The 26,148-nt window shown below is 60.0% G+C and carries 24 protein-coding genes; 8 read left to right on the top strand and 16 right to left on the bottom strand.

Annotated elements, in window-relative coordinates; all coding sequences use genetic code 11:
* Window positions 1–83 precede the first annotated feature (83 nt).
* The 3 genes from FHX09_RS11940 to FHX09_RS11930 all read right to left on the bottom strand — a co-directional run bounded on the left by FHX09_RS11940 (window position 84) and on the right by FHX09_RS11930 (window position 5,481).
* Window positions 84–3,200, bottom strand: coding sequence for an efflux RND transporter permease subunit (locus FHX09_RS11940; RefSeq protein WP_132592025.1), 3,117 nt, complete (start codon window positions 3,198–3,200; stop codon window positions 84–86).
* Complete coding sequence (locus FHX09_RS11935; RefSeq protein ID WP_007789193.1) at window positions 3,197–4,480, bottom strand: efflux RND transporter periplasmic adaptor subunit; 1,284 nt, start codon at window positions 4,478–4,480, stop codon at window positions 3,197–3,199. The genes FHX09_RS11940 and FHX09_RS11935 overlap by 4 nt, the downstream gene beginning before the upstream one ends.
* Window positions 4,481–4,692: 212 nt before the next feature.
* Window positions 4,693–5,481, bottom strand: a complete 789-nt coding sequence (locus FHX09_RS11930; protein WP_132592023.1) for an SDR family oxidoreductase — start codon at window positions 5,479–5,481, stop codon at window positions 4,693–4,695.
* A 247-nt stretch (window positions 5,482–5,728) separates the two neighbouring features.
* Here FHX09_RS11930 and FHX09_RS11925 point away from each other — a divergent pair, with 247 nt between their 5' ends.
* Window positions 5,729–7,393 (top strand): electron transfer flavoprotein-ubiquinone oxidoreductase, encoded by a 1,665-nt coding sequence (locus tag FHX09_RS11925; protein ID WP_184450014.1) that lies wholly within the window; start codon window positions 5,729–5,731, stop codon window positions 7,391–7,393.
* Between the two features lie 9 nt (window positions 7,394–7,402).
* Window positions 7,403–7,918: a GNAT family N-acetyltransferase gene (locus FHX09_RS11920; protein ID WP_007801300.1), complete on the top strand. Its 516-nt coding sequence runs from the start codon at window positions 7,403–7,405 to the stop codon at window positions 7,916–7,918.
* Between the two features lie 74 nt (window positions 7,919–7,992).
* Here the strand turns inward: FHX09_RS11920 and FHX09_RS11915 are convergent, their stop codons facing one another.
* On the bottom strand, window positions 7,993–8,898 hold the full coding sequence (locus tag FHX09_RS11915; protein WP_132591649.1) for a DMT family transporter: 906 nt from the start codon (window positions 8,896–8,898) through the stop codon (window positions 7,993–7,995).
* 146 nt (window positions 8,899–9,044) lie between these two features.
* Here FHX09_RS11915 and FHX09_RS11910 point away from each other — a divergent pair, with 146 nt between their 5' ends.
* On the top strand, window positions 9,045–9,518 hold the full coding sequence (locus FHX09_RS11910) for an Lrp/AsnC family transcriptional regulator (protein ID WP_007801298.1): 474 nt from the start codon (window positions 9,045–9,047) through the stop codon (window positions 9,516–9,518).
* A 31-nt stretch (window positions 9,519–9,549) separates the two neighbouring features.
* On the opposite strand, the gene mgtE is transcribed toward FHX09_RS11910, so the two are convergent.
* Together mgtE and FHX09_RS11900 are read right to left on the bottom strand one after the other, a co-directional pair.
* Complete coding sequence (mgtE, locus tag FHX09_RS11905) at window positions 9,550–10,926, bottom strand: magnesium transporter (protein ID WP_132591651.1); 1,377 nt, start codon at window positions 10,924–10,926, stop codon at window positions 9,550–9,552.
* Window positions 10,927–11,212: 286 nt separating this feature from the next.
* Window positions 11,213–12,226, bottom strand: coding sequence for a zinc-binding alcohol dehydrogenase family protein (locus tag FHX09_RS11900; RefSeq protein ID WP_132591653.1), 1,014 nt, complete (start codon window positions 12,224–12,226; stop codon window positions 11,213–11,215).
* Between the two features lie 103 nt (window positions 12,227–12,329).
* Between FHX09_RS11900 and FHX09_RS11895 the strand changes: the two genes are divergently transcribed.
* A complete protein-coding gene (locus tag FHX09_RS11895) occupies window positions 12,330–12,734 on the top strand; it encodes a helix-turn-helix domain-containing protein (protein WP_132591655.1) in 405 nt (134 codons plus the stop codon).
* Here FHX09_RS11895 and FHX09_RS11890 read toward each other — a convergent pair.
* Window positions 12,702–13,922: an MFS transporter gene (locus tag FHX09_RS11890; protein ID WP_184450012.1), complete on the bottom strand. Its 1,221-nt coding sequence runs from the start codon at window positions 13,920–13,922 to the stop codon at window positions 12,702–12,704. The two genes, FHX09_RS11895 and FHX09_RS11890, sit on opposite strands and share 33 nt — an antisense overlap.
* Before the next feature lie 310 nt (window positions 13,923–14,232).
* On the opposite strand from FHX09_RS11890, the gene FHX09_RS11885 reads away from it, so the two are divergent.
* Window positions 14,233–15,177 (top strand): diacylglycerol kinase family protein, encoded by a 945-nt coding sequence (locus FHX09_RS11885; RefSeq protein WP_132591659.1) that lies wholly within the window; start codon window positions 14,233–14,235, stop codon window positions 15,175–15,177.
* Between the two features lie 101 nt (window positions 15,178–15,278).
* On the opposite strand, the gene FHX09_RS11880 is transcribed toward FHX09_RS11885, so the two are convergent.
* Window positions 15,279–16,631, bottom strand: coding sequence for a glutamine synthetase family protein (locus FHX09_RS11880; RefSeq protein WP_132591661.1), 1,353 nt, complete (start codon window positions 16,629–16,631; stop codon window positions 15,279–15,281).
* Between the two features lie 83 nt (window positions 16,632–16,714).
* Between FHX09_RS11880 and FHX09_RS11875 the strand changes: the two genes are divergently transcribed.
* Window positions 16,715–18,082, top strand: coding sequence for an aspartate aminotransferase family protein (locus tag FHX09_RS11875; protein ID WP_132591663.1), 1,368 nt, complete (start codon window positions 16,715–16,717; stop codon window positions 18,080–18,082).
* Between the two features lie 9 nt (window positions 18,083–18,091).
* On the opposite strand, the gene FHX09_RS11870 is transcribed toward FHX09_RS11875, so the two are convergent.
* On the bottom strand, window positions 18,092–19,588 hold the full coding sequence (locus tag FHX09_RS11870; protein WP_132591665.1) for a glycosyltransferase family 39 protein: 1,497 nt from the start codon (window positions 19,586–19,588) through the stop codon (window positions 18,092–18,094).
* Window positions 19,581–20,597, bottom strand: a complete 1,017-nt coding sequence (locus FHX09_RS11865) for a glycosyltransferase family 2 protein (RefSeq protein ID WP_132591667.1) — start codon at window positions 20,595–20,597, stop codon at window positions 19,581–19,583. The genes FHX09_RS11870 and FHX09_RS11865 overlap by 8 nt, the downstream gene beginning before the upstream one ends.
* 69 nt (window positions 20,598–20,666) lie before the next feature.
* Between FHX09_RS11865 and FHX09_RS11860 the strand changes: the two genes are divergently transcribed.
* On the top strand, window positions 20,667–21,629 hold the full coding sequence (locus tag FHX09_RS11860; RefSeq protein ID WP_132591669.1) for a lysylphosphatidylglycerol synthase domain-containing protein: 963 nt from the start codon (window positions 20,667–20,669) through the stop codon (window positions 21,627–21,629).
* On the opposite strand, the gene FHX09_RS11855 is transcribed toward FHX09_RS11860, so the two are convergent.
* From FHX09_RS11855 to FHX09_RS11840, 4 genes are read right to left on the bottom strand one after another with little or no spacing between them, the layout of a single operon-like run.
* A complete protein-coding gene (locus tag FHX09_RS11855) occupies window positions 21,597–22,841 on the bottom strand; it encodes an RNA polymerase sigma factor (RefSeq protein ID WP_132591671.1) in 1,245 nt (414 codons plus the stop codon). The two genes, FHX09_RS11860 and FHX09_RS11855, sit on opposite strands and share 33 nt — an antisense overlap.
* Window positions 22,842–22,844: 3 nt before the next feature.
* Window positions 22,845–23,204 carry a YciI family protein gene (locus tag FHX09_RS11850; protein ID WP_132591673.1) on the bottom strand — a complete coding sequence of 120 codons (360 nt, stop codon included), beginning with the start codon at window positions 23,202–23,204 and terminating at the stop codon, window positions 22,845–22,847.
* A 4-nt stretch (window positions 23,205–23,208) separates the two neighbouring features.
* Window positions 23,209–23,568 (bottom strand): YciI family protein, encoded by a 360-nt coding sequence (locus tag FHX09_RS11845; RefSeq protein WP_132591675.1) that lies wholly within the window; start codon window positions 23,566–23,568, stop codon window positions 23,209–23,211.
* Window positions 23,569–23,578: 10 nt separating this feature from the next.
* On the bottom strand, window positions 23,579–23,938 hold the full coding sequence (locus FHX09_RS11840; protein WP_132591677.1) for a YciI family protein: 360 nt from the start codon (window positions 23,936–23,938) through the stop codon (window positions 23,579–23,581).
* A gap of 148 nt (window positions 23,939–24,086) precedes the next feature.
* On the opposite strand from FHX09_RS11840, the gene FHX09_RS11835 reads away from it, so the two are divergent.
* Window positions 24,087–24,311 (top strand): hypothetical protein, encoded by a 225-nt coding sequence (locus tag FHX09_RS11835; RefSeq protein WP_132591679.1) that lies wholly within the window; start codon window positions 24,087–24,089, stop codon window positions 24,309–24,311.
* A 9-nt stretch (window positions 24,312–24,320) separates the two neighbouring features.
* Here the strand turns inward: FHX09_RS11835 and amn are convergent, their stop codons facing one another.
* Both amn and FHX09_RS11825 read right to left on the bottom strand, forming a co-directional pair.
* Window positions 24,321–25,817, bottom strand: coding sequence for an AMP nucleosidase (amn, locus tag FHX09_RS11830; protein ID WP_183721381.1), 1,497 nt, complete (start codon window positions 25,815–25,817; stop codon window positions 24,321–24,323).
* 93 nt (window positions 25,818–25,910) lie between these two features.
* On the bottom strand, window positions 25,911–26,087 hold the full coding sequence (locus tag FHX09_RS11825; protein ID WP_007802964.1) for a hypothetical protein: 177 nt from the start codon (window positions 26,085–26,087) through the stop codon (window positions 25,911–25,913).
* Between the last annotated feature and the right edge of the window lie 61 nt (window positions 26,088–26,148).

Here is a 26,148-nt window from a genome sequence, read left to right as displayed (position 1 = left end):
GGGCGCGTGATGCCACAGAGGCCGTTGTTATTCAAGGCTTGAAGCGAAAAATGCGGCGCGCGCCATTTACGCCCGCTTCTCGTTCATTCGGCAGCTATTGCTTGAGGCGTGTCCTCATTGTGCTCGGTCTTCTTCTTGCGACCGAGACTGAGAAGCCAATCGCTAAGCCTGCCCATTTCGACGAAGATAACCGGGGTGATGAACAGCGTTAGCGCTTGCGACACGACAAGACCGCCGACGACTGCAATGCCGAGCGGCTGGCGTAGTTCCGAGCTTGCCCCACTTCCGAGCGCGATCGGAAGTGCGCCGAGGAGGGCACAGAAGGTCGTCATCATGATCGGGCGGAAGCGTCGGACGCAGGCTTCGTGGATCGCTTCCGACGGCGACATGCCATTGCCGGAGCGCAGATTTTCTAATGCGACGTCGATCATCATGATCGCATTCTTCTTGACGATGCCGATCAGCATCAGCAGGCCGATGAGGGCGATGATCGAAAGATCGAAGCCCATCACCTTCAGTGCCAGCAAGGCGCCGAGTGCCGCAGCCGGCAGGCCTGAAAGAATCGTCAACGGATGGATGAAGCTCTCGTAGAGGACGCCGAGCACGACATAGATGGTCAGCACGGCCGCCAGAATAAGCAGCGGGGTGTTGCCCTGAGATTGCTGGAATATCTGCGCGGTGCCGCCGTAGGACGTGAAGACGTCCGCGGGCATATTGATATCCTTCTTGATCTGGTCGATCGCGGCTGTGGCATCGCCGAGCGCTTCGCCTGCAGGTAGATTGAACGAGACCGTTGTCGAGACAAGCTGACCGGTCTGATTGATGGTCACCGGGCCTGTTGTGCGCTGGACCGTCGCAAAGTTCGACAGGGGAACCAGGGCGCCGCCGTTGGACGCGACGCGGATTTCCTGAAGCTTCTGATCGTCCCATGGCTTGCTGGTGTCATATTCCACGATCACGTCATAGCTGTCGCCGGTCGACTGAATCTGTGCCGCCGTATAGCCGCCAAAGGCTTCCTGCAGCGTCGTACGCAACTGTCCGTCGGTGATGCCGAAGGCCGCCGCCTTCTCGGTGTCAACGACGATATTGGCTTGCAATGCGTTGTTCTGCGCGTCGGAAGCCACGTCAGTGAAACGCGGGTCGGCGCGCATCGCTTGCTGGATCTTGTTTGCCCAGATGTTCGTCTGATCGGCGCTCAGTGCCTGGACGACCAACTGGTATTGGCTCGCCGTCTGGCGGCCGCCGAAGCGGAGGCTCTGCTGCGGCGTTATGTATGCCTGAAGGCCCGGAATCTTGCTGATGCTCGCTCGCAACTCCCTCAAGGTCTGATCAAGTGGCGGACGTTGATCCTTGTCCTTGAGCTCGACATACATAGTGCCGTTGTTGAGTGGGCTGCGTGCATTGCCGCCGACGATCGACATCACGTGGTTGACGGCGGAGTTTTGCTTCACGAGTTCTGCGGCCTGGTTCTGCAGCGCCTGCATTGCTGGATAGGAAATGTCCTGACGAGCGCGCGTCGTGATGTTCAGGCGGCCGATATCTTCGGTGGGGAAGAAGCTCGAGGGCAGCGTCATGAATAGGTAGATGGTCAACCCGACCGACGCCACGAACAGTGCAAGAACCGTCGGGCGATGCTCCAGGCACCAGCCGACCGATCTCTCATAGCCTCTGAGCGTCCGCTCGAAACCGGCGTCGAACCAGCGGATGAAGAGCGGGGGCCGCTCGTGGCCGCTACCGAGGCGCGACGCCAACATCGGCGTCACTGTGAGCGAAACGATTGCAGAGGCCACGATCGCAATGGCAACGACCATGCCGAACTCGTTGAATATACGGCCGACGACGCCGCCCATCAGCAGGATCGGAATGAAGACGGCAATCAGCGATACGGACATCGAAATGATGGTATAGCTGACTTCGCCGGCGCCCTTGATCGCCGCATCGAGAACCGGCATTCCTTCCTCGACATGCCGGAGAATGTTTTCCAGCATGACGATCGCGTCATCAACCACAAGGCCGACGGCAAGCGTCAGTCCGAGCAACGAGATGTTGTCGATGCTGTAGCCGAGCACATACATCATGCCGAAGGTGGAGATCAACGATAGTGGTACGGCGAGCCCGGGAATGATCGTTGCCGTTAGATGGCCGGTGAAGAGGTAGATAACCAGGACGACGAGGCCGATTGTCAGGAGTAGCGTGAATTTGACGTCCGCTATCGCGTCCTTGATTGGCTGCGCTGAATCGTTCATGACCTTCGTCGAAACCGAGGCCGGAATCTCGTCGTGCAGGCCCGGCAGCTTCGCTCTGATCGCGTCGACAACCTCAACTGTATTTGCATCGGGCTGACGTTGAATGGCGAGAATGATGCCGCGGCTACCATCGTACCAGCTGCCGGTATTCAGATTCTCGACGCTGTCTTGCACGTCGGCGACATCGCCGAGATGGATCGGCGCGCCGTTCGGATTGGCAATCACCAGCGTGCGGAATTCGTTGGCATTCGTCCGCTGGGTGTTCGCATTGATCGTCATACTCTGCGTGTTGTTCTGTAGAGAGCCGACGGGAACCTGGCTGTTGGCCGCAACCAGCGCCTGGTTGACCGTGTCGATGCCGATGCCGCGGTTGAGAAGCTTATTCGGATCAACCTCGACCCGAACCGCGTAGGTCTGTGCGCCGAATACCGAAACCTCGGCGACGCCGGGAAGCGTCGAGAGGGATGGCGAGATGATGTCTTCGGCAATCTCATCGAGCTTGCTGCGGGGCATGGTGTCGCTCTGCACGGCAAGCAGCATGACCGGAGCATCCGCGGGATTCGTCTTGCGGTAGCTTGGCGGCGTCGTCATGTTGTCGGGGAGTTGGCGCGTCGCATGCGAGATCGCCGCCTGAACGTCGGCAGCCGCCGCGTCGATATCGCGGTTGAGGTCGAACTGCAGAACGATGCTCGTATTGCCGAGCGAGTTCGTGGCGCTGATTTCGCTGATGCCGGGAATTGTCTGGAACTGCTTGATCAGCGGCGTGGCGACCGAGGTCGCCATCGTCTGCGGTGAGGCGCCTGTCAGGGCGGCGGAAACGTTGATCGTCGGGAAATCGACCTGCGGCAGGGCTGCCACCGGTACGAGTTGATAGCCAGCAAGGCCGGCAAGCACGACGCCGATGGCAAGCAGCGTTGTCGCGACAGGACGTCGGATACAGAAATTCGGTATCATTGTTCCGTGCCCGCTGTGATGATTTCGGTCTTGCCCGAGGTTTGGTCCGCAGAGGCAACGTTCAATGCCTTGTCGTCGAACTGTTCCTTCACCGCCTGCTGATCAACCAGCTGAGCCTGGCCCTCGATGATGACGTGATCGCCTTCCGCGAGGCCTTTTGAGATGGCCGTGAAGCCGCCGTTTGCACGCGCCACGGTGACAGGCGTCACGTGCGCTTTCCCATCGCGCGCGACAATGGCGAAGAAACCGTCCGCGCCCGGGCTGACCGCCACTGTCGGAACGACGACTTGCTGCTCATTGTTGTTGAAGTGGACGACAATGTTGACCGACTGACCGGGCCAGAGGGCGCCGGACGCGTTCTCGAATTTCGCCTTCGCGAGAATGGTGCCGGAAGCGGGATCGACGGCGTTGTCGTAAAAGCTGATATGGCCCTGGCGCGGCTTGCCCTTATTGGATTGCGGAACCGTGCTTACATCCACCGGCCCTGCGGCGAGGGCGAGCTTCAATTGCCTCAGATCGCGCTCCTGCAGGTGGAACTTCACATAGATCGGATCGTACTTTGCGATCGTTACGATCGCCGAGCCGGCGTTCACAAAGGCGCCGGGGCTCACCGAGATGTCGCCGAGGCGTCCGTCAAAGGGCGCGCGGATATCGGTGTGCTCGAGCAGAACCTGATCGGCCGCCAGCGCCGCCTTGTCCGCCTCGACCGTGGCCGCCGCCGTATCGCGTGCTGCCTTCGCCTGATCGTAGCTTTGCTGCGTACCGGCCTTTGAGCTCAGCAAGTCGTTGGCGCGTGCCAACGCTGTCTCGGCCTCCGCCAGGGTGGCCTGGTCGCGGACGACCATGGCGCTGTCCTTGTCGACCGTTGCTTGTGCCGTGCGGGCATCAAGCTCGGCGATCAGGTCTCCCTGTTTGACAGTGGCGCCGTCCGACGCGAGGATCTTCGTAACGATCCCCTGTTCCTGGGCCGCGATCGTCGTGGTGTCGTCCGCATCAGCCCAGCCGGAGGCCGTCACATCTCGCGGCAGGATGGTCTTCACCACCGCGACCGTCTTTACCAGCGTTGGCCCGCCGTTGCGGTTGCGGCCCTTGCCGCCGCCCTTTTGATCACTGGATCTCTGGGAGGCATCGCCGGCCGTTTGGAGGCCACCGTCGACCGCATCGGCCTGTTGCGGCGTCTTCGGTAAAAATTGAGAAAGATAAGGGATGCGTTCCCTATATTGCCATGCGCCAATGCTGGCAGCAGCGATGATGCAGACCGTGACCAAAAATTTCTTCATGAGCGAGACCGGGTTGGGGGCAAATTGCGCGTAAATCCAGGCTCTATTGAACCACGCTTATTACGGCGCAAAAAAGACACAATTAGCCAAGCGGCCATCACTAAGTGGTTATAATAGCTTAAATTTCTGTAATGAAAGAATGTGCTGATGTGACCCTTTATAGGCATTGCGAAGGTTCAATCGCAAACATTCTCGCAGTTTCCCCTTTTCAATCAGACGGAACGGGCAGCGCCGCCATCGCAGCGCACAAGACTGCCGGTGATGTAACTCGCGCGCTGGCTGCAAAGAAAGGCGGCGGCTGCCGCAAACTCGTCGATCGTTCCGTAGCGACCGACGGGAATAGCAGCTTCCTTTGCCGAACGGATTTCATCGAGGCTTTTGCCTGTCCTTTTGGCCGCGGCGCCATCGAGGTCGTCGAGGCGACCGGTCAGGATGCTTCCGGGAAGCAGAAGGTTCGACGTGATTCCAAAGCGTCCGATCTCTGTTGCCAGCGTCTTGCTCCAACCGGCGAGGGCAGGGCGCAGCGTGTTCGAAAGCGCGAGGTTGGCGATAGGTTCGATGACGCCCGATGATGCGACGGTGAGAATACGCCCCCAACCTTGTTCCTTCATAGGTGGCAGCAGTGCATTGGTGAGCGCAATCACCCGCAGCACCATCGAAAAGAAATAGGTTTCCAGTTTTTCGGTCGTCATGTCCTGCGTCGTTCCCGGCGTCGGGCCGCCGGTGTTGTTGACTAGGATATCGACGCCGCCAAGCTTGTCGCCTACGGCGGCGGTTACGGTCTCCACGAAATTCTCGTCGGAGAGATCGGCCCAGATCCAATCGGCCTTGCCAATTCCTTCGGCGTTGATGGCGCGGCAATTTGCCTCCAGTGTTTCGCCGCTCCGCCCACAAAGGAGCACATTCGCCCCCTCGCGCGCCAAAGCCACGGCGATACCATGACCCAATCCGCGCGACGACGCTAGAATGAGTGCGCGCTTGCCTTTGATGCCGAGATCCATGTCGAATTCCTCCTGTCGTCCGTCTCTCTATACGGCGAGTAGAGTGGCGACGAAAGCGGCGCTCGCCACTTGTTTATCGTTTGACGTTTACGTAAGGTGCATATATTTATCTGGCGCTAGAAATACTGTTGCGCGAATTGGGGGATTCGCTGTCGTTTCCCGGCTCGACAATAGCCCTTCGTTTTGACAAGAGATAACCCCATCACGGGGAATATGGCCGCAATGTCGGCCAAGCGGAGATGGATGCATGACCGATACGACTGAACTGCCCGAGCGCGAGAGCATGGAATTTGACGTGGTGATCGTCGGTGGCGGTCCTGCGGGGCTTTCCGCCGCGATCCGGCTGAAGCAGGTCAATCCGGATCTCTCGGTGGTCGTTCTGGAGAAGGGCGCCGAAGTCGGAGCGCATATCCTGTCGGGTGCCGTCGTCGATCCGATCGGCATCGACCGTCTGCTGCCCGGTTGGCGTGAGGAAGCAGACCATCCGTTCAAGACGGAGGTGAAGGACGACCACTTCCTGGTGCTTGGTCCGGCAGGCTCAGTGCGCCTGCCGAATAACCTGATGCCGCCGCTGATGAGCAATCACGGCAATTACATCGTATCGCTTGGGCTCGTCTGTCGCTGGCTGGCCACCCACGCCGAAGCCCTCGGCGTCGAGATCTATCCGGGCTTTGCCGCAACCGAAGTGCTTTACAATGACGAGGGTGCGGTCATCGGTGTGGCCACCGGAGACATGGGCATCGAGAAGACCGGCGAGCCCGGCCCGAATTACACCCGTGGCATGGCGCTGCTTGGCAAGTATGTGCTGATTGGCGAAGGCGTGCGCGGCTCGCTCGCCAAGCAACTGATTGCCAAATTCGATCTCTCCAAGGACCGTGAGCCGCAGAAATTCGGCATCGGCATCAAGGAACTCTGGCAGGTCAAGCCGGAGCACCACAAGCAGGGCCTGGTGCAGCACTCCTTCGGTTGGCCGCTCGGCATGAAGACCGGCGGCGGCTCCTTCCTCTATCATCTGGAAGACAACCTCGTTGCCGTCGGCTTCGTCGTCCACCTGAACTACAAGAACCCCTATCTCTATCCGTTCGAGGAATTCCAGCGCTTCAAGACACACCCGGCGATCCGCGGAACCTTCGAAGGCGGTAAGCGGCTCTCCTACGGAGCGCGCGCGATCACCGAAGGCGGCTGGCAGTCGGTGCCAAAGCTGTCCTTCCCCGGCGGCGCGCTGATCGGCTGTTCGGCGGGCTTCGTCAACGTGCCGCGCATCAAGGGCAGCCACAACGCGGTGCTGTCGGGCATGATGGCGGCCGAGCGCATCGCGGCTGCGATCGCCGCTGGTCGCGCCAATGACGAAGTGGTCGAGATCGAGAACGACTGGCGCGCAAGCGACATCGGCAAGGATCTGAAGAAGGTGCGCAACGTCAAGCCGCTGTGGTCGAAGTTCGGCACGGCGATCGGTGTGGCGCTTGGCGGTCTCGACATGTGGACGAACACCCTGTTCGGCCTCTCCATCTTCGGCACGCTGAAGCACGGCAAGACGGATGCGGCGTCGCTGGAGCCTGCTTCCAAGCATAAGCCGATCGCCTATCCGAAACCCGATGGCGTCTTGACCTTCGATCGTCTCTCCTCTGTGTTCCTGTCGAACACCAATCACGAGGAAGACCAGCCGGTCCATCTGCAGGTCAAGGACATGGCGCTGCAGATATCGTCCGAGCATGACGTCTATGCCGGCCCCTCGACCCGCTACTGTCCGGCGGGCGTCTACGAATGGGTTAAGAAGGATGGCAAGGAGACCTTTGTCATCAACGCCCAGAACTGTGTCCACTGCAAGACCTGCGACATCAAGGACCCCAACCAGAACATCAACTGGGTTCCGCCGCAGGGCGGTGAGGGCCCCGTCTATCCGAATATGTAGGGTGCAGGCATGAGCGACGCCTGCATCATACGGCAGGCGCGTCTCGATGAATTGCCGCGCCTGACCGAGATCGAAATCGACGCCTTCGCGACACTGGCGGAGGCGCTCGGCGTCGTCAGGGAACCACACGCGCTTCCGCAAGATATTCTGCGGGAATCGCTCGACGCGGGCCTGCTGCTTGTTGCCGCCGATGACGATGATTGGCCGGTTGGCTTTCTCGCGGCGGAGGAGATCGCAGGCACGCTCTATGTGATCGAACTGGACGTTTGCCGGGATTGGCAGCGCAGGGGCGTCGGGCGGCGTTTGATGTCGGCTGCGATCGAGATGGCCCGCGCATGTCGGCTTAGGGCGCTGACGCTGACAACCGAGCGCGACGTTCCGTTTAATGCGCCCTTCTATGAGTCCCTCGGCTTTGTGTTGCCGAGGGCGGAGGCCGTACCGCAGTTCCTGCAGAAAAAGCTGGATCAGGAAATTGAGGTTGGGATGGACCCGGAACGGCGGGTCGCGATGGTCCTTGCCCTTTGAAGAGTCAATCGAGGCGCCGCGGAAAAAGGAAATAGGCCGGCGGAATGAGCGCCGACCCAATGATATGTGTTGAGCTATCGCCGCGAGGCGATACCGGTCGAGAATGCCACACCGAGCCCGGTGATCACGGCAGCGGCAATCTCTGCGATGCCGATCTCCTCTCCAAGCAGCATTGCGCCGCCGATCGTCGCCAGCACCGGCGTGATCGCCGTGAAGGCTGCTGCCTGCGTGCCGCCCAGAGCATGAACGGCAAGACCATAGGCGACCGTCGCAACAAGGCCGGAAAGAACGCCTTGGCTCAAGACCTGCAGGCCTATTTCGGCAAACGGTGCGCTGGTAATCGACGTGCCGAAGACGACAGCAAGGCCGACATGGACCAGGAAAGACCAGATGGCGATGAGCGCGCTGGCCTGTACGGCCGTCAGGCCGGAGCGGCGGAATGCGTGCGTGTAGCTTGCCCAGAGGATTGCTCCCATCGGCAGCAGGACGAAGCTGCTCCAGGGAAGAGCCGCCCCCGCGAGGCTGCGAATAAGCAGGATGGCCACACCCGCGACAATCGCGGCCAGGCCGAGCACACGCATGGAGTCCGGTCGTTCCCGAAAGATGGCGACTCCAATGAGGGCAGTTGCGAGTGGCATAGAGCCGCCAAGGAGGATGCCAGCCGCAGATGCCGGGGTCGAATGGATTGCCGACGTGGTCAACTGGAAGAAGATGGCGCCCGCACCGGCGAACATCGTGGCCAGCAGGCCGAGCGGCACGCCTCTCGGCAGCAGTCCGGTTCTCAGCCAGACGGGCGCCAGAATGAGTGCCGGAACGCCGTAGCGGATCAGCCCGATATCGATCGTTCCCAGCTGTGTCGCGGCGCTGTGACGGGTTGCCAGGATCCACGTCGCCCAGATCAGGACCGTGACGACGGCACCGGCATAGCCCATGGGTATCGACGTGGATTTTTCGTTGTTCGTGAAGGCAAGGGCACTCATCTGATCTCTCCTCTTATGGCCGTCCGCAGACTGTCCGGTTGAGAAGAGAATAGGTCGGAACGCTGAGGCATGTCCTTGCTATCTGTGCCGTCAAAATAATACGATAAGCAATTATCTGCCAAAATCTGCGGAAGGCGTTATCAATCATGCCAAGTCTTGATAAATTCGATCTGGCGATACTGCAGTGCTTGCAGGAGGATGCGCGGGCGACCAACGTGGAGATTGCCGAGAAGGTCAATCTGTCGCCATCGCCGTGCTTGCGTCGAATCCGCAATCTCGAGAAGACCGGCGTCATCCGTGGCTACCGCGCTGACATCGACCGCAAGGAAGTCGGTCTCGGCTTGACTGTTTTTGTCGAACTGAAGGTCGCGCATCACAGCCGCGAGAACGCACAGGCCCAGGAGGCGGCCTTGCTCGCCATTCCGGAAGTCGTGTCGTGTTTTCTGATATCGGGAACAGCTGACTTCTTGGCGGAGGTGGTGGTTGAGGATCTCGCTGCCTACGAGCGGCTGCTGACGGACACGCTGCTGACGTTGCCGAATGTCAGCGACATCCGCTCGAACTTCGCCATTCGCAGCATGAAGACCCATGGGGCATTGAAGTTGCCAGAGCCGAAATGAAAACGGGACCCATTGGGCCCCGTTAGCATGTTCAGAGCAGGGTGCCGCTGAGGATCAGCACCGCGACCGAGAAGTAGATCACCAGTCCACTCACGTCGACAAGAGTTGCGACAAACGGAGCGGAAGCACTGGCCGGATCGAGCCGCAGCTTCTGCAAGATGAAAGGTAGCATTGAGCCGGAGATCGAACCAAAGGTCACGATGCCGATCAGCGCGGTAAAGATCGTGAAACCGACCAGGACCCAGTGCTCACCATAGTCAAAGAGGCCAACATTCTGCCAGAGCGCGATGCGGGCGAAGCCGACGAGGCCGAGGATCGAGCCCAGCACGATGCCCGTCGGCAGTTCGCGCAGCAGCACGCGCCACCAATCGGAGAGCTTGAGTTCGCCGAGCGCCAGCGCCCGGATGATCAGCGACGTTGCCTGCGAACCGCTATTGCCGCCCGAGCTCATGATCAGCGGCACGAACAATGTCAGTACGATCGCCTTTTCCAGTTCGCCTTCGAAATGCTGCATGGCGCTTGCCGTCAGCATTTCGCCGAGGAAGAGGGCGCAGAGCCAGCCTGCGCGCTTGCGGATCATGCCGGCAAAGCCGATCTTCATATACGGCTTGCCGAGCGCTTCCATACCGCCGAACTTGTGGGCGTCCTCGGTCTGGTCGGCGATCATCGTGTCGATCACGTCGTCGACCGTGACGATACCGAGCATGTCTCCGTCTTCGCTGACGACAGGCAGGGCCAGCAGATTGTGCTTGCGGATCAGCCGGGCGACATCTTCCTGCGTCATCAGCGGATCGGCACGAACAACCCCTTCCTTCTGCGCAACGGTCAAAACAGGTTCGCCGGGATCGCCGGTGATTAGACGGCGCAGTGTAACGACGCTCGTCAGAACGTGGCTCACCGCATCCAGGACGTAGATGGCGTAGACCGTTTCGCGCGAACGCTCGACCTTGCGCACATGCTCCAGCGTCTGCTCGACGGTCCAGGTGTCGGGCACGCTGACGAACTCCGTCGTCATGATGCTACCGGCCGTGCGGGGCGGGTAGCCCATCAGATGTTGGACGGCGAGGCATGTCGTACGGTCAAGCCGCGAGAAAAGATGCGCGCGGGCCTCCTCGTTCATTTCCTGAAAGAGGTCCGCAACGCGGTCGTTCGCCGTGGCGTTCAGCAGGCGAGCGCCTAGCTCGACCGGCATTTCAGCGATGATCGCGGCGGCATTGTGCAGCTCAGGGCGGCCGAGAATACGGACAGCCTTCTGCTGCGGCAGCGTAACCAGGATTGCTGCGGCTTCGGGGATTTCAAGTGCGTTCAGCCGTTCGACGCGCTCGGCCGTGGTGATGGCGCCGAGGTGGTCGTTGCTGAACAAACGAGCGGCATGGCCCGCCCGCAGTGGGAAGCGATTGATGTTCATAGGCTCGCCTTTCCGTCGATCCGCCGTAGCGTCCGACGGGCGAGCCCGACAGGAGTCGGTCAGCGCACGAGGGCCGCGTACGGCAAAGGCAATCGACTGCTACTGTCGCTTGGCATCGTGATGATGGCTCCGTTGATATCCGCGGAAAACGGTTGCAATCCGCGTAATGCTGTAGGTGGTCTCAATTGGCAGAAGAGTCAAGCGCTTGAGGCGCTTCGTGCCAGAATGCCGCACCTGCTGGCGCGGCACTTCGTTCGAGCAGCTTTTGTTTGAACTACGGGAGGCGTTAGAAGCCCTCCAGGACCAGCTTTCCTTTCGTCCGACCGCTTTCGATCATAGCGTGCACTTTCTTCAGATTGGCAGCGTTGATCGGGCCAAGCGTCTCGCTAAGCGTCGTGCGGATCTTGCCGGCATCGACAAGTTCGGCAACCTTGTTGAGCAGCTTGTGCTGTTCGATCATATCTGGCGTGCCGAACAGCGGCCGCGTGAACATCAGCTCCCAATGGATGGACGCGGCCTTCCGCTTGAACGGCACGATGTCGAGCGTCTTCGGATCGTCGATCAGCGCGAAGCGGCCCTGCGGCGCGATGACCTCGACGATCTCCTTGATGTGCTGGTCGGTATTGGTCGTCGAGAAGACAAAGCCGGGGGCGCCGAGGCCAAGTGCCGCCACCTGTGCTGCAATAGGCTGCGAATGGTCGACGACATGATGGGCGCCGTGCTGTTTGATCCATTCGCTGGTTTCGGGCCGGGATGCCGTTGCGATGACCGTCAGGTCAGTCAGCGCACGTGCGATCTGGATCGCGATCGATCCGACGCCTCCAGCGCCGCCGATGATGAGGATTGCCGGTGCCGCCCCCAGAACCGGATCTTGTACTCTCAGCCGGTCGAAAAGCGCCTCGTAAGCCGTGATCGACGTCAGAGGCAGGGCCGCAGCAGAGGCGAAGTCGAGCGTCTTCGGTTTGCGTCCAACAATCCGCGCGTCGACCAGGTGGAATTCGGCATTCGAGCCGGGGCGGTTGATGACGCCGGAGTAGAAGACTTCATCACCGGCTTTGAACAGCGTGACCTCCGGGCCGACGGACTTGACGACGCCCGCGGCATCCCATCCGAGCACCTTGAGTTCGTCCGCCGCCGGCGCAACGCTTGCGCGCACCTTCACGTCGACCGGATTGACCGACACCGCCTTGACCTCGACCAACAAGTCGTGGCCTTTCGCTACCGGAATCGGCAGGTCGATGTCGATCAACGACGTTTCGGCGGAGATGGGCTGGGGGACCTTGTAGGCGACGGCGCGCATGGGAAACTCCTGTGTTCGTTGCACAGAGGCTAGATGCGTCCTATGCTCGATAAGCACAAGAATGCACAAATTCTGTACGTAGTACCAAAAAGGATACCGTCAAATGTCGCTTCCCCGCGCCAAGCTGACCCGCAACTTTCCAGGTTGCCCCGTCGAAGCGACATTGAGTTTTCTGGACGGCAAATGGAAGGGCGTGATTCTGTTTCATCTGATGGGCGGGACGTTGCGGTTCAACGAACTGCGTCGCAAGCTGCCCTCGGTAACCCAGCGGATGATGACGAAGCAGCTGCGCGAGCTTGAGGAATCCGGCCTTGTCTCGCGCACGGTTTTTCCCGTCGTGCCCCCACGTGTTGACTATGCGCTGACGCCGCTCGGCGAAACGCTGAATCCGGTCATCAAGGCGCTTGCCGCCTGGGGTGAAGAAAATGTCTTCTGCCTGCCGGAAGGCCGCTACCTTCGCGACGTTTCGGCTGTGTCAGGCGCCCCGGCCGCGGCGGTCGAGGCTTAGAGACGCGGCGAACACAAAGACACCGATAAACGACAGGATCGCGCCGACGTAGCCAGTGGCGGCAAAGCCGTAACCCTGTGCAATGACCAGTCCACCAAGCCAAGCCCCCAGCGCATTCGCGATGTTGAACGCGGAGTGGTGCGAAGCCGCAGCAAGCGTCTGCGCATCCGCGGCGACATCCATGAGCCGGGTTTGGACGGCGGGACCGGCGGCAAAGCCGCACCCGATGCAGAATACGCAAAGCGCCAGCATGAAGGGATTGGCCGCCGTCAGGGAGAACAGCGTCAGCACGACGATGTTGAACACTAGGCTGCCGCCGATCGTTCCCATCAGCGACTTGTCGGCGAGCCAGGAGCCGACGACGTTGCCGACATTCATGCCGATGCCGAAGATGATCAGCATCACGGCGACCATGCTCTCCGGCAGCATCGTGACCTGCGTTGTGGTCGGCGCGATGTAGCTGAACATGGCAAACATCCCACCGAAGCCGACGGATGCCGTGGCGAGCGTCAACAGGACCTGCGGACGCTTGAAGGCCCCGAGTTCCCGCTTGAAGCTTGCACCCTCGGCAACACGGTCGCGCGGCACGTAGTGCCAGATCAGAGCAACCGTCAGAAGGCCGACGATGCCGACAATCGTGAAGGCAAGGCGCCAGTTGAGCGACTGCCCGAACACGGTGGCGAGCGGCGTCCCGAGCAGGGTCGCAACCGTCAGCCCGAGCATGACGCGGCCGACAGCGCGGGCGCGTTTGTGCGTTGGCACCATGGATGCAGCGACGATCGCGGCGACGCCGAAGTAGGCACCATGCGGCAGGCCCGTTACGAAGCGCATCACCGTGAAGCTCTCGAAGGTGGGGGCCATCGCGCTCAAGATGTTGCCGATTGCAAAGATGCCCATGACGAGCAGGAGCAGCGAGCGGCGCGCCATTTTCGCAGCAAGCACCGCGATGATCGGAGCGCCGACAACGACACCGAGTGCATAGGCGCTGATCACGTAGCCTGCCTGCGGCGTCGTCACAGAAAAGGTGTCGGCCACGTTAGGTAGCAGGCCCATGATCGCGAATTCGCCGGTGCCGATGCCAAAGCCACCGCAGGCAAGCGCCACCTGCACGAGTGCGATCGCCATCGGCGATGGCGCTTCGACCACAGAGCTCGTCTCAATGGAATCGTTTACGGCGACCTGACTCAAGAGGCACTCCTTGGCATTCGATGCGTGACGTACGGGACGAGGGCGCGTGCGCAGCCATGACCGGTAAGCCGGAGATGAAGGGAAATGGAGGTATCCTCCATTGTCTTATCTATCGACGGATGGCTGCGCGGCGTCGAGTGCGTTTTCTGCAGTGCAGCGTTCCCCGATATGCATACGTCCCTTGCAAATTTGGCAGTTCCCGCTCCTGAAGTCGGCGGAGCGCGCTTCAGCTTGAAATCGCTGGTGCAAGAACCATCTCTTAGCAGCGCGGGATAGGCCGTCGCCTCTCGCCGCGGATTACAGGAACTCTATGAAACTTATCGGCTTTTTCAATCGAGATGGCGGGACGTTCAGGACCACCGATATGGAGGCCTATGAAAGCCGGGCCGAAACGGTCTTCAGAGAGGCCGGCCATGATTTCGATGCGATCGTCTTTTCCGGCAAGGAGGTCGTGCCGGCCATGGAGCGTGCAGCTCGCCGCGACGACATCGACGGCATCGTCGCCGGCGGCGGAGACGGCACCATCTCGGCGGCGGCGTCCATTGCTTGGAAGAACGGTGTGGCACTCGGCGTGGTGCCTGCCGGAACGATGAACCTTTTCGCCCGTTCCTTGCGCGTTCCCCTCGATATCTGGCTGGCGCTTGAGACACTCGCCTTTGGCGAAGTCGACCAGGTTGATATTGCCAGCGCCAACGGGCGACCGTTCATTCATCAATTCTCAGCCGGGCTCCATGCGCGCATGGTGCGCTATCGAAATTCCTACACATACCGCTCGCGTCTCGGAAAGCTGGGAGCAAGCGCGCGTGCCGCCTTCGGTGTCGTGCTCAATCCGCCCGAATTCGAGGTCGACTTTGAAGCCGCGGGCGTTTACGAGCGCCGCCGCGTTTCCGCGGTCTCGGTTTCGAACAACCCTTTCGGCCAGAATGCCTTGCTTTATGCAGACAGCCTGACCAGCGGCGAACTAGGCTTCTATACCGCTAAGCCGCTGAAACCGCTCGGGGTCGCACGCCTGGCGGTCGACCTCTTGAGAGGCAAGGTGAAGGAGAATGCGGACGTCATGATAATGCATCCGGCACAAGTGCATTTGCACTTTCCAAAGCTGCATTCAAAGGCGAATTGCGTGATGGATGGCGAGTTGCGTCCTCTGGAGCGGGACGTTGCGTTGAGATTGCATCCCGGCGAACTCAAGGTCTTGGTCCAGCAAGGACTTGCTGCGCAGATTAACGAAGCCGAGCGGCGCGAAGTCGCTCCCTAGCAACTCCATGTTGCGGGATTTTTAGACCGGGTACTTGACGCGCGGCAGCCTGATCGCCGCACTTACAGGTCCGATGATCGTCAAGCATTGAAAGACGTCAACTACAGGCGCGGTAGGTAGGTGCGATAGTCGAAGTCGGAGACCGTGCGCAGGTAGGTGATAGCCTCCTTACGCTTGGTGTCTCCGTAGAGCTTTTGGTAGCGATCCCCGAATATGTCGGCGATGAACGGCGACGCCCTGAAAGTTTCGATGGCTGTCAGGAAGTCGTGGGTCAGTTGCGTCGTATGCGCAGGCGTGTGCGACGGCGTCGTCTCCTCGCCGGGATCGAGCTCGGAATCGATGCCAAGCAGCATGCCGCCGAGAATGGCAGCAAGCAGCAGATAGGGGTTTGCGTCGGCTCCGGCCACGCGGTGTTCAATGCGAGCGGCCGGGCCATTCAGATCGGGTATGCGGACCGCCGTGCCACGGTGACCGTAGCCCCAGGTCAGGTCGACTGGGGCGAACGAGCCGGGCTGGAAGCGACGATAGGAGTTGGCGAACGGTGCGAAGACGAGTTGCGCATCCCGCATGGTTTGAAGCAGGCCGGCGCAGACGGATTTCAGCTTTCGCGGTTCGTCGCCTTTTGCATCGAGAATATTGTTTCCATCCTTGTCGATGACGCTGGCGTGTACGTGAAGGCCCGAACCGGCATGATCGGAGTAGGGCTTGGCCATGCAGGTCGACTTTAGCCCGTGCTTGCGCGCAGCCTGTTCCACAATACGCTTCAGACAGATGCAGTCGTCGGCGGCGGCGAGGGCGTCGGGGCGATGCAGCAAATTGATCTCGAACTGTCCGGGGCCGAATTCCGCCGTTGTCGCATCCGCCGGCAACCCTTGCGCCTTGGCATAGGAGCGTACGGTTTGCAGATAGTCGTCGAGCGCATCGACGGCGCTCATGTCGTAGAGCTGGAAGCCGTTCGGCTCGCCGCGATAAGTGAGATTGAGAGGCGGCGAAGGCCGGCCGGTCTCGCGCCAATCCGGTTCGACGACGTAGAATTCGAGTTCGGTCGCGACGACTGGCGTCAGACCGCGCGCTTCATATCGCTTCAGCACGGATGCAAGGATAGCGCGGGGATCCATGAAGCTCGGCGTGCCGTCGAACTCGTGCATGGTTGCAAGCACCTGCATCGAACCCTCGGGCGCCCATGGCATCGGAGCCAAGCTGCGCTCGTCCGGAATGCAATTGCCATCCGGATCGCCTACGGAAAGCGAGAGGCCGGTAATGTCGTCGTTGTCGTCGCCCCAGATATCGAGCGACTGCGTCGACGACGGCAGACGCACTTCGCCGTCCCAGATCTTCTTCTGGGTATCGAGCGGAATCTGCTTCCCGCGCAGGTCACCATTCATGCCAACGAGCAGGAGCTCGATGCGCGGGTCGCCACCCACTGTCGTGCCATGAATCTTGTCGTCTGCCATGATCTTGAAAATCCCCGCGGAGAAGGCCAAGGTCGTAGCCTATTGGGAAGAGGCTTTCAATCTCCGAAGGTGTTTTGCAAATCATGTCCGATACTTACGCGCGCTCCAATCTCGCCGCTATCGACGCGGCACATCACCTGCATCCGTTCTCCGACATGGGAAAGCTGAATGCTGACGGCACGCGCATCATTCAGCGCGGCGAGGGAGTTAATATCTGGGACGGCCAAGGCAAACGCTATCTGGATGGCTTTGCAGGACTGTGGTGCGTCAACGTTGGCTACGGGCGCAGGGAGATCACCGACGCCGTTGCCCGGCAGATGAATGAGCTGCCCTATTACAACACCTTCTTCGGCACGACGACGACACCAACCACACTGCTGGCCGAGAAGGTCACATCCCGCGCCGGGCCTGACTTCAACCATGTCTTTTTCACCGGCTCAGGCTCCGAGGCGAACGACACATGGTTTCGTATGGCACGCGTCTATTGGAGCGCGGTCGGCAAGCCTTCGAAGAAGATCGTGATCGCCCGGAAGAACGGTTACCACGGCTCTACGGTTGCCGGCGCCAGCCTCGGTGGTATGAAGTATATGCATGAGCAGGGCGACCTGCCGATACCGGGAATTGCGCACATCGGACAACCTTACTGGTACGGCGAGGGCGGCGAGCTGTCTCAGGCCGAGTTCGGCCTGAAGGTGGCACGTGAGCTGGAGGCGAAGATCGACGAACTCGGCGAAGAGAATGTCGCGGCGTTCGTGGCTGAGCCGATTCAGGGTGCCGCAGGTGTCATCATCCCGCCCGAAACCTACTGGCCGGAGATCGCCCGCATTTGCAAGTCGCGCAACATCCTCCTGGTCTGCGATGAGGTGATTTGCGGCTTCGGCCGTCTAGGGGAATGGTTCGGCCATCAGTATTTCGGCGTCGAACCTGACTTGGCACCGATCGCCAAGGGACTTTCCTCGGGTTATCTCCCGATCGGTGGCGTGCTCGTCAGCGACCGCATCGCTGATGTTCTGATCAACGAGGTCGGGGACTTCAACCATGGCTTCACCTACTCCGGTCACCCCGTCTGCGCCGCCGCAGCGCTCGAAAATCTCCGCATCATCGAGGACGAAAGGCTCGTCGAACGCGTTCGTGACGACATCGGTCCGTACTTTGGCGCGGTCTGGGGCGCTCTTGGTGAGCACGATCTCGTTGGCGAGGCCGTGAGCGTCGGCCTCATGGGCGCGCTTCAATTGACTGGTGACAAGGCAAGCCGCATGCGCTTCGAAAAGCCGGATGCGGTCGGCGCGCTCGTGCGCAATCATGCTCTCGCGAACGGACTTGTTCTGCGCGCCACGGGAGACCGGATGCTGGCTTCACCGCCTCTCGTTATTAGGTACGAGGAGGTGGATGAGATGGCGCGTATTACGAAGATCGCGCTTGATGCCGCATGGCAGGAACTGAGAAGGTAGGTGCTACAGTCAGCGTGGATAGATCCAAGCGTAGCCGAAGAGGCGCTGGTCTTCCGGTCGTCCGTGAACATAGCCGACACTCATGTGCTTCACCGCCACAGCCGAATATTGCGAGCCGAGATTTCTCTGTACCCATGCATCCAATTCCGGCTGCAAAGCCGTCCCCTCCTTGGAGGTGAGCCAGACGGCTAGGATTGGTTTCTCGGCCGTCCACTCATGGTCGACTTCCAGATTGCCGAAAAACGTGCATAGCGTTGGGACGTCGGGTAGTTGCAGACGCAGGTTGCCGGATGCGGCCCAGCCATCGGTTAGCACGAGCCCGGGGCGCTTGCCTTCCTCGGCAAGAATCCTGCTGACGAACTCCTCGTAGGGCGCATTGTAGGCCTCCGGTCGACCGAAAAGCGTCGGTACATTCGCGCGCACGAAAACCAGCGACGGCACCACGATCATCACTGCAAGCGGCACGACAAAGAAGCGCTTCGCGAAATCCTCGGCTCGAATCCCGCGCGCCTGCATCTTCAGGCAAAATGCGATCGGCATCAGGAATAGGAGGGGCAGCACCCACCGGTCACGCATGGACGTTATGCCGATGGCGAAAACCAGCAACAGAACCTGCAGCCCAATCACCAGGAAGATGGTGTCGAAAAAGTGAGCCCAAACGGTCGTCGGTCGCAAATTGCGGAGAAATTTCTTGCCGAAGATGATCGCATATACCGCAACGAGCGGCGCCATGATCACGAGGACCTGCCCGAAGAACTCTGTCGGCCCCTTGATCAGCTTAGCGAGTGTGCCGGTGGGCGCTTCTTGCGCCATGGTATTTAATGTGCGAGTTGCGGCCAAGCCTAGATTGTCGAGCAGCCAAAGGCCATGCGGTAGGAAGATGAGGACCGCAATAGCCAGCGACAACAGAAAACGCCTGTCGAACAGCCGCTTCAGTCCGTCCGGATGCAGGAACACCGCAACCAGTGCGGCGGTAACAACGAGGGTGAAGTTGTACTTCGTCAGCATGCCGAGGCCAAGCGTCACGCCGATCATCACGTAGGAGAGCAGCGACGGCGCCTTCAGCGTTTTGACGATGCTGTAGAGAAGCAGGTTGATCATCAGCATCTGGGCGACCGTATGGGTCAGGTCCCTTTGTGCCTGCCAGAAAACCTGCGGAATCACGAACAGCGAAAGCGTCGCGATGGCGGCGAACAACCGGTCATCGAGTACGAGTTTTGCGAGCTTGTAGTAGCTCAGGAAAAGAAAAAACAGGACCAGGTTCTTGGCTGCGGCAATCGTTGCGATCGACAGTCCGAGGACGGACACGACCATGGCCTGGAACCAATTATAGAGCGGCGGCTGAGTGTCGTAGCCGGCAACGAGCCACTGCGAGAAGAACGCCTGCTGGGATTCATCTACTCGCAGGCCGTTTGGCACCAGCAGACGGACGATGAAGCTGACAACGAAATATGTCGCCAGCAGAAGGACAATGGTATCCGGCTTCCGAGCCAGCAGATTACGCATTCTCGCTTCCATCGAAGACTTGGCGGACGATGTAGTTCGGTGAGGTGTCGTCGCGATAGTAGGTGCGGGCGATCATCTCTGCGAGAATACCTGTCGTGATCAGTTGGACCGACGAAAGCATGAAGACGACGCCGACCATCAGCATCGGGCGGGTGCCGATATCGTTGCCCAGGATGAATTTGTCGATGAACAGATACAGCATAATCAGCGCGGAGATCGCACCGAGGCCGAGGCCCAGCGAGCCGAAGAAGTGGCCCGGCCGTGCCTTGTAGCGCATGAAGAACATGACAGAGAGCAGGTCGAGGATAACGCGGAAGGTGCGCGAGATGCCGTACTTGGACTGCCCGTGCTGACGGGCATGGTGGGTCACGACCATCTCACCGATGCGCGAGCTCGGCACGACGCCGGCAACCCAGGCGGGGATGAAGCGGTGCATTTCGCCCATCAGCTTCACTTGCTTGATGATCGAGGCACGGTAGATTTTCAGGCTGCAGCCATAGTCGTGCAGTTTCACACCGGTAATGCGCCCGATCAGGTAGTTGGCGCACCATGACGGGATCTTGCGCAGCAGCAGGCCGTCCTGCCGGTTCCTGCGCCAGCCGACGAGAAGATCCAGTTGGCGGCGCTCGAGTTCAGCCACCATGGACGGAATGTCCTTCGGATCGTTCTGCAGGTCGCCGTCCATGGTGGCGATCAACCGCCCTGTCGCGGCGTCGATACCGGCCTGCATTGCGGCAGTCTGGCCGAAGTTGCGCTGCAGCTCGACAATCCGCAGGACAAGGCCCTCGCGGCCGATATTCTTGCGCGCATTTGCTAGTGTCGCATCCGTGCTGCCGTCGTCAATCAGGATCAGTTCCCAGGGATCAGGATAACCTGTCATGGCCAAGCAGATGCGATCGATAAGTGGGCCGACGCTCTCTTCCTCGTTAAAGACAGGCACAACCAGCGACAATTCGACCGGCCGCATCGCTTCCACGAGGCCTTGACGCGAGTCTACCGTTGTCTGCACGTTTGATTTCTCCTACAAGGCGCACGGGCGCAGGCGGCTTCAGCCGCAATAGTCAGGAAAGCCTACTATATGAAGTTTCCGGTTGTTGCCAGCCGACAATCCTGGTTTATCCGCAATCGAATGACGCTGCTGACGATCGCAATTGTGGCCGCTTATGCGCTTTTCATCCAGTGGTTCTGGGGTTGGTCGGTCATTCTCGGACAATGGGCTGAAGTGGGTACAATCTCGGTTGTCAGCGCCCTGACTTTGCTTACCAGCACCTACTTCCTCAGGACCTGGCGCATCTATGACTACTTCCCGCGTGAGACGGCCGGGCGCTTCAAAATACTCTTCCGCGTTACGCAGATCCACAACCTCCTGAACATCATGCTGCCGTTTCGAACCGGAGAAACCAGCTTTCCGGTCTTGATGCGCACCGAGTTCGGTATCCCGCTGGCGCGGGGCACGTCTGCGCTTTTCGTGATGCGTTTGCTTGACCTGCACGCCTTGCTGGCTGCCGCCGGCATAGGCTTTGCAATCGCATCACCGCACCAGATCATTGCATGGCTTGTTTGGACCGCCCTCCTGGCGCTTCCAGTGGCCGCTTTTGCACTCAGGCAACCTTTGTTGCGGTTTGCGAGCAGGATTCTGCCGGCGAAGGCGCAGAAGCTCGTGGTCGAAATCGAGAGGGGGCTCCCGGTCGATGCCGCGGCTTTCACGCGCGCCTGGGTGATGACCGTTGTCAACTGGCTCGTCAAGGTGTTGGTACTTGCTTGGGCCCTCAATCTCATGGGTGTTTTGCCGATGGCCGCAAGCTTCGGCGGCGCGCTTGGCGGCGAGCTTTCGTCGGTGCTTCCGGTGCATGCGCCCGGTGGTGTCGGCACCTATCCTGCTGGGATAACCGCCGGTGCCGTCGCCCTTGGTGCGTCCAGTGAAAAGACGGCGCTCGCTGCCTTGGCACAGGCAAGCATCAATGCACATCTGCTGATCATCGTTTCGGCCCTGACAGGGACGGCAATATCACTGCCGCTCGGTCGCAACCGAAAGCTCTGAGATTCGCTTCTTCAGGAATGCCCGCTCGGGCGCTTGCTGACATAGCCCCAGGGCTGCCTCGTATGCCGCAATCGCATCCGCTCTCCGTCCCAGTTGCCTTAGAAAATCGGCGCGGGCCGAATGCGCGAGGTGGTAACTCTCCAGCGCTCCTGCCTGCAGGATTGCGTCAACGAGTTGCAGACCTCTTTCGGCTCCCTCCACCATCGCCACTGCGACTGCCCTGTTGAGTTCGGCAATCGGCGACGACTGAGCTGATAGCAAGAGATCGTAGTAGTTGACGATGCGCCGCCAGTCTGTTTTTTCAGGCGTTTCGGCTTGCGCGTGCTCTGCGGCGATGGCCGCCTGCAGCGTGTAGACGCCAACCTCGCCATTCCGCATCGCGCCCTCGAGGCGTGCGAGACCCTCACGAATCTTTTCCCGGTCCCAAAGCTTGCGATCCTGATCGACCAGGAGAATGAGGGTTCCCTCCGAGCTTCGCCTGGCGGCGCGACGCGAATCCTGAAGCAGCAGAAGGGCAAGTAATCCAGAGACATCGGGATGCGGTAAGAGACGCGCCAGCAGCCGTGTGAGGCGGATGGCTTCCAAGGTCAGGTCGGCTCGGACAACTTCGTCGCCGGACGAAGCGGAGTAGCCCTCGTTGAAAACCAGATAGATGACATGCAGCACCCGGTCGAGCCGCTCGGGCAGTTCGCCACGCTCCGGGACCTCGTAGGGAATTTTAGCCGTGCGAATCTTGTTCTTTGCCCGCACGATACGCTGTGCCACGGTGGGGGCGGGGACGAGAAACGCGTGAGCGATCTCCTCGGTCGTGAGCCCACATATCTCGCGGAGCGCCATCGCCATCTGCGCGTCAGCCGGTATCACCGGATGGCAGCACGTGAAGATCAGGCGGAGCATGTCGTCTTCGATCAGATCCATGTTGCCGATCTCCGTTTCGTCGAAAGATCCGTACAGACTTTCCTCGATATCTTTTACAGACATATCGAAACGGGACCGGCGCCTGATATGGTCGATCGCGCGAAACCGTCCGGCGGAAACAAGCCAGCCGAAGGGGTTTGCCGGAACACCATCGCGAGGCCATGTGCGTGCAGCGGCCGCAAACGCGTCATGCAAGGCTTCTTCGGCCCTGTCAAAGTCGCCGAGGAGACGGATGAGCGTCGCTAGCACCCGGCGAGATTGCGATCGGTAGATATCCTCGATCAGACGTTCCAAGGTCTACTCCGGTAGTGTCAATATCCTCACCGGGCGGACCTCCACAGCACCAATTTGTGCGCAGGGAATTCCAGCGGCGATTGCTGTGGCCTCATCCATATCCGAGGCATCGATAACATAGACGCCAGCCAGATGCTCCTTCGTCTCGACATAAGGACCGTCCGTCATGCTGATCTCGTTCTTACGCACCCGCAATACGACGGCCTTATCGGGCGTTTCCAGAGCATCGGCATGGACCAGCGTACCGCGATCGCGCAGGTCTTCGTCAAAGCTGAAATGCGCGCGAACGACGGCTTCGGTTTCGGCCGCGGTCTGGCGACCGTCGATATCAGCCGAATTGTAGATCAGGCAAACATAGCGCATGGCATCACCTTCCGTCTTTGATGGAATAGCCGGGGCGGATCTCAATCGCAGCGTACTTCAGTATCGGCAACGTTGAGACGATCGCCTTGGCTTCCTCCATATCCGCGGCTTCGATCAGCACGAAGCCGCCGAGGTGTTCCTTGATTTCGGCGAAGGGGCCGTCGGTTGCCGTCGTGACGCCTTGCTTCAGGCGCAGGGTTACGGCCGTTTCGGGTGCGTGTAGGGCAAGCGCGGCTTGCAGGACGCCGCGGTCTCGCCAATGGTCGTCGCTTACGATGCATTCTTGCGTCAGCGCATTCCACTCTTCCTGCGGTACGAGCTTGCTCCTCTCGGTATCGAACCAGATCTGGCAGAGATATTTCATAACGTCTCCCTCAATTGTGGACCGGAATATCGTAGATCGGCCGAACCTCGATTGATCCCAATTTTGCGAGTGGGATGCCGGCCGCAACGCGAATGGCATCGTTCAGATCTTTCGCATCGATCAGAATGAAGCCGCCGAGCTGCTCTTTCGTTTCCGCGTAAGGCCCGTCAGTCACAGACATCTCGTCGTTGCGGACGCGGACAGTTACGGCATTCTTCGGTGATTGCAGCGCATGCGCGGCAAGCATATGCCCGCTGGCGGTCAGATCATCGTCGTAGGTGAGGGACGCCCTGTCGAGATTCCTTTTCTCTTCATCGGTCATGGCTTCAAGCTTTGCAGGCTCGAACCAGACTTGGCAGAGATATTTCATCGTTCGCTCTCCCTGGCTGCCAATAATCATTGGACGATCAGCCTAGGGCGATTTCGACAGGATGCGAAAGAATCTTTTTACGGAAGTTTGCGTCGAAACAAGCAGGCTGGTTTCGACCAAGTGTCGTCAGCAACATGGAGTGACGACGATGGGTCTTTTCGAGATTGTGCTGGCGAACTGCACCCGCGCAGGTCGCCAACAGAAAAAGCAGCATCATCGGGCCGATGCGGAATTGCCGACGACGGGGGCCGTGATCACCCGGTTTGCTGCGGCCGCAGCCTTCCTGGCGGTTGCTATCCTAGTGCTTGATACTGCCGGTGAGCGTTATGAGCGTCAGCTCGCTACCAATGCGGTTGCCGCCACACGCCAGTAACGAAACGGCCTATTGAAAGGCCGTTTCGAAGAAGCTTCTGAGCTTGCGCGAATGCAGCGCTTCCGGCGGCATCGCGGCGAGCTTCTGGATCGCACGGATACCGATCTGCAGATGCTGGTTGACCTGCGTCCTGTAGAAGGCAGTCGCCATACCCGGCAGCTTCAATTCGCCATGTAGCGGTTTGTCGGATACGCAGAGCAGCGTGCCGTAGGGCACGCGGAAGCGGAAGCCGTTTGCCGCAATCGTCGCCGATTCCATGTCGAGCGCAATGGCACGAGCCTGGGACAGACGCTTGACCGGGCCGCGCTGGTCGCGCAATTCCCAGTTCCGGTTGTCGATCGTGCCGACCGTGCCAGTGCGCATGATGCGCTTCAATTCGAAGCCCTCATAGCCCGTGATCTCTGCAACGGCCCCCTCAAGGGCGACCTGGACTTCCGCCAGCGCCGGAATGGGCACCCAGACGGGCAGATCGTCGTCCAGGACATGGTCTTCGCGCATATAGGCATGTGCCAGGACGTAATCGCCCAGGCGCTGGCTATTGCGCAGGCCCGCGCAATGGCCGAGCATCAGCCAGGCATGCGGGCGAAGCACTGCCACGTGGTCGGTGATCGTCTTGGCGTTGGACGGACCGACTCCAATGTTGATCATGGTGATGCCGGCATGCCCCTTCTTTTTCAGGTGGTAGGCAGGCATCTGTGGCAGGCGTGCAAGCGTAACGTCGGTCTCGGGCTGACTGGAGCCGGCATGCGTGATGATGTTGCCGGGCTCGACGAAGGCCGTATAGCCATCGCCCCCTTCTGCCATCAGCTTGCGTGCCCAAGTGCAGAACTCGTCGATGTAGAACTGGTAGTTCGTAAACAGCACGAAATTCTGGAAGTGCTGGGCGCCGGTCGCGGTGTAGTGGGCAAGCCGCGCAAGCGAATAGTCGATGCGCTGCGCCGTAAAGGCAGCAAGCGGCGAAGGTTCGCCCGGCGGCGGAATGTATTCGCCGTTGGCGATTTCGTCGTCCGTCGTGTTCAGGTCCGGTGTGTCGAACAGATCGCGCATCGGAATGTCCATGAATGCCGCGGCGGATGCCTCGACGTGCGCGCCCTCTCCGAAAGCAAAATGCAGGGGAATTGGCGTTGCCGATTCAGAGACGATGACGGGCACGTTGTGATTTTTCATCAGCAGACCTAGCTGCTGCTTCAGATAGTGCCGGAAAAGTTGCGGTCGCGTGATCGTCGTCGTGTAGATTCCGGGCGCGGTGACGTGGCCGTAGGACAGTCGGGTATCGATGTGGCCGTAACTGGTCGTCTCGATGCTGACCTGCGGATATAAGGCGCGATAGCGCGATGTTATCGGCGCGCCTTTGGCGAGCTTGGCGAAGCTTTCGATCAGGAAGGTGGTGTTGCGCTCGTAGAGTTCCGTCAGCACGTCGACAGCCTTGACCGGGTCGTCGAAGGTTTGCGGAACGAAAGGAGAGGGGGACGAAATGTCGAGAGGGGAAGAGATTCGTTTGCTCATGCGCCATTATAGAGTGTTGTTTTTAACAAGCAAACGACGCGGCAGAGGGGATTGCGCAGTTTTCGGGTGTGGCGACTACCGCCGTGGGTCGGATCAGCGGCTTGTTCGGCAGAATGGACTGCTGGCGTCGAAGCATGTGTAATTGGCTCCGAAGTGGGACTGCGCGCCGCCGCCTGCATTGCGGCTGACAGCAGCCGAGAAGCTGACGGCGAAGACTGCCGCAAACAGTGTGATGATGGTGAAACGTCTTGCCAAAATGAGCATATCCATGACTTTGCCTCGGTATCGCCTTAGCGTTGAGACAGTTTTGCCACGTTGTCGCTGAACCAGT

Origin of the sequence: Rhizobium sp. BK538, from assembly GCF_014197575.1 — a bacterium.
In the GTDB taxonomy this organism is placed as follows: Bacteria; Pseudomonadota; Alphaproteobacteria; order Rhizobiales; family Rhizobiaceae; genus Rhizobium.
Note: the sequence above shows the minus strand (reverse complement) of the source record. Positions and strands in the feature narration are given on the sequence as shown.

What these genes read in the sequence shown, in the direction of transcription:
- mgtE (WP_132591651.1), bottom strand. Translation starts at nt 10,926, where the DNA reads ATGAACATCAATCGCTTCCCACTGCGGGCGGGCCATGCCGCTCGTTTG.
- FHX09_RS11920 (WP_007801300.1), top strand. Translation starts at nt 7,403, where the DNA reads ATGAGCGACGCCTGCATCATACGGCAGGCGCGTCTCGATGAATTGCCG.
- FHX09_RS11925 (WP_184450014.1), top strand. Translation starts at nt 5,729, where the DNA reads ATGACCGATACGACTGAACTGCCCGAGCGCGAGAGCATGGAATTTGAC.
- amn (WP_183721381.1), bottom strand. Translation starts at nt 25,817, where the DNA reads ATGAGCAAACGAATCTCTTCCCCTCTCGACATTTCGTCCCCCTCTCCT.
- FHX09_RS11825 (WP_007802964.1), bottom strand. Translation starts at nt 26,087, where the DNA reads ATGGATATGCTCATTTTGGCAAGACGTTTCACCATCATCACACTGTTT.
- FHX09_RS11845 (WP_132591675.1), bottom strand. Translation starts at nt 23,568, where the DNA reads ATGAAATATCTCTGCCAGATCTGGTTCGATACCGAGAGGAGCAAGCTC.
- FHX09_RS11940 (WP_132592025.1), bottom strand. Translation starts at nt 3,200, where the DNA reads ATGATACCGAATTTCTGTATCCGACGTCCTGTCGCGACAACGCTGCTT.
- FHX09_RS11840 (WP_132591677.1), bottom strand. Translation starts at nt 23,938, where the DNA reads ATGAAATATCTCTGCCAAGTCTGGTTCGAGCCTGCAAAGCTTGAAGCC.
- FHX09_RS11895 (WP_132591655.1), top strand. Translation starts at nt 12,330, where the DNA reads ATGTCGCTTCCCCGCGCCAAGCTGACCCGCAACTTTCCAGGTTGCCCC.
- FHX09_RS11850 (WP_132591673.1), bottom strand. Translation starts at nt 23,204, where the DNA reads ATGCGCTATGTTTGCCTGATCTACAATTCGGCTGATATCGACGGTCGC.
- FHX09_RS11870 (WP_132591665.1), bottom strand. Translation starts at nt 19,588, where the DNA reads ATGCGTAATCTGCTGGCTCGGAAGCCGGATACCATTGTCCTTCTGCTG.
- FHX09_RS11900 (WP_132591653.1), bottom strand. Translation starts at nt 12,226, where the DNA reads ATGCGCGCCGTCGCCTACAAGGTCCCCCAGCCCATCTCCGCCGAAACG.
- FHX09_RS11885 (WP_132591659.1), top strand. Translation starts at nt 14,233, where the DNA reads ATGAAACTTATCGGCTTTTTCAATCGAGATGGCGGGACGTTCAGGACC.
- FHX09_RS11835 (WP_132591679.1), top strand. Translation starts at nt 24,087, where the DNA reads ATGGGTCTTTTCGAGATTGTGCTGGCGAACTGCACCCGCGCAGGTCGC.
- FHX09_RS11860 (WP_132591669.1), top strand. Translation starts at nt 20,667, where the DNA reads ATGAAGTTTCCGGTTGTTGCCAGCCGACAATCCTGGTTTATCCGCAAT.
- FHX09_RS11930 (WP_132592023.1), bottom strand. Translation starts at nt 5,481, where the DNA reads ATGGATCTCGGCATCAAAGGCAAGCGCGCACTCATTCTAGCGTCGTCG.
- FHX09_RS11915 (WP_132591649.1), bottom strand. Translation starts at nt 8,898, where the DNA reads ATGAGTGCCCTTGCCTTCACGAACAACGAAAAATCCACGTCGATACCC.
- FHX09_RS11935 (WP_007789193.1), bottom strand. Translation starts at nt 4,480, where the DNA reads ATGAAGAAATTTTTGGTCACGGTCTGCATCATCGCTGCTGCCAGCATT.
- FHX09_RS11880 (WP_132591661.1), bottom strand. Translation starts at nt 16,631, where the DNA reads ATGGCAGACGACAAGATTCATGGCACGACAGTGGGTGGCGACCCGCGC.
- FHX09_RS11875 (WP_132591663.1), top strand. Translation starts at nt 16,715, where the DNA reads ATGTCCGATACTTACGCGCGCTCCAATCTCGCCGCTATCGACGCGGCA.
- FHX09_RS11910 (WP_007801298.1), top strand. Translation starts at nt 9,045, where the DNA reads ATGCCAAGTCTTGATAAATTCGATCTGGCGATACTGCAGTGCTTGCAG.